General features: G+C 74.4%; 2 protein-coding genes. One reads left to right on the top strand and one right to left on the bottom strand.

Annotated features, from left to right (window positions below):
• A partial coding sequence (locus IH13_RS0125025; RefSeq protein ID WP_063837485.1) for a hypothetical protein occupies positions 1-816 on the bottom strand: 816 nt, incomplete at its 3' end.
• Positions 817-936: 120 nt separating this feature from the next.
• On the opposite strand from IH13_RS0125025, the gene IH13_RS0125020 reads away from it, so the two are divergent.
• Positions 937-1,380, top strand: a 444-nt coding sequence (locus tag IH13_RS0125020) for a PHP domain-containing protein (RefSeq protein WP_031088069.1), incomplete at its 3' end; no start/stop codon positions are given.

The raw sequence follows: 1,380 nt of genomic DNA, 5'->3' as shown, positions 1-1,380 counted from the left end.
GATGTGTATAAGAGACAGGGCTCCTCCCGCGCTCGGGTTGCCCGCGACCACGATGATCAGGACCGCCAGGCCGATGCCGACGATGCCGGTGAGCGCCTCCAGGGCGAGGGTGATCATGCCGACCGCGAAGACGATCAGGGCGCCGAGCCCCGACAGCCCCCACAGGCTGCCCGGGAGCGCGCCCAGGATCGGCCCGACGATGATCGCGCCGCCGATCCCGCCCGCGATCGAGTACAGCGCCATGGCCCCGGTGCGGATCAGCGCGCGCTGCCGGTTGGCGGGCTTGGCCCCCGCGCTGATGGCCAGGATCGAGGCGCAGAGGTAACCACCGACGCACCAGCCCACGACCAGGTAGAACGACGAGAGCCCGTTGAAGTCGTCCGGCGAGGCCGGGGCCACGTCCACGGTCCGCACCGTGCGGTGCTGCGGCGCCTCGGCCTGCTTGACGATCGTGCCGAGGGAGTTCGCCAGGACGGTGCCGCCCCCCGAGGCGACGAGCAGGGTGTCGGTCGTGCCCCCGGGGTCGACGATCAGGGCGCCGTCCAGGTCGCGGTTCATGACCTGCTTGTGCGCCTCGGCGGCGTCGGAGACCGCGCGGGGGGCCAGCGGGCCGCCCGGGAGGCCGTCCAGCTGGGCGACGAGCTGCCGGGACGCCTGCTTGGGGGCGACCACGCCGAAGGGGACGTCCGTCGGGTCGGGGCGGTGCAGCGCCCCCACGTACGACGCGATGAACAGCAGCTGGAGTGCCAGGACCCCGAGGACGAGCAAGGCGGCCCGCACGGTGACGGCGTTCTTCACTTCCCCGGCGAAAGTCATGCCCCCACGGTCCTGGCGGCCCGGCGGCCGCGCAGGCGGGGCGGGGCCGAATGGCGGAGGCGGTCGCCGGTGAGGGTCACCCCCGGTTCGGTTATCGTACGAACGTTCGAAACGTGGTTTATGGTGGAGAGCGAGGGGGTGGCGGGTTACGGAACGGTCCAGGAGGTGCGGGTGCCAGGCTTCACGCATCTGCATACCGCCTCCGGGTTCTCCCTGCGGTACGGGGCCTCGCATCCGGAGCGGCTGGCCGAGCGCGCCGCCGAGCGGGGGATGGACGCCCTCGCGCTGACCGACCGCGACGGCCTCACCGGCGCGGTCCGCTTCGCCCGTGCCTGCGAGAGCGCCGGGATACGGCCGCTCTTCGGGACGGAGCTCGCGGTGGCGCCCGCCCGGGCCGGCGGGGCGGGGCCTACGCGCCGGCCGCGCACCCCGGTGCGGGGCGGGGCCTTCGTCGACGAATCCGCCCCCCGGGTCACCTTCCTCGCCCGGGACGGCGCCCAGGGCTGGGCCGAGCTGTGCCGGCTCGTCACCGCCGCCCACGCCCCGGACGCGGCGACCCCGGAC

This window comes from Streptomyces sp. NRRL WC-3549 (assembly GCF_000721935.1).
Classification (GTDB): domain Bacteria; phylum Actinomycetota; class Actinomycetes; order Streptomycetales; family Streptomycetaceae; genus Streptomyces.
Note: the sequence above shows the minus strand (reverse complement) of the source record. Positions and strands in the feature narration are given on the sequence as shown.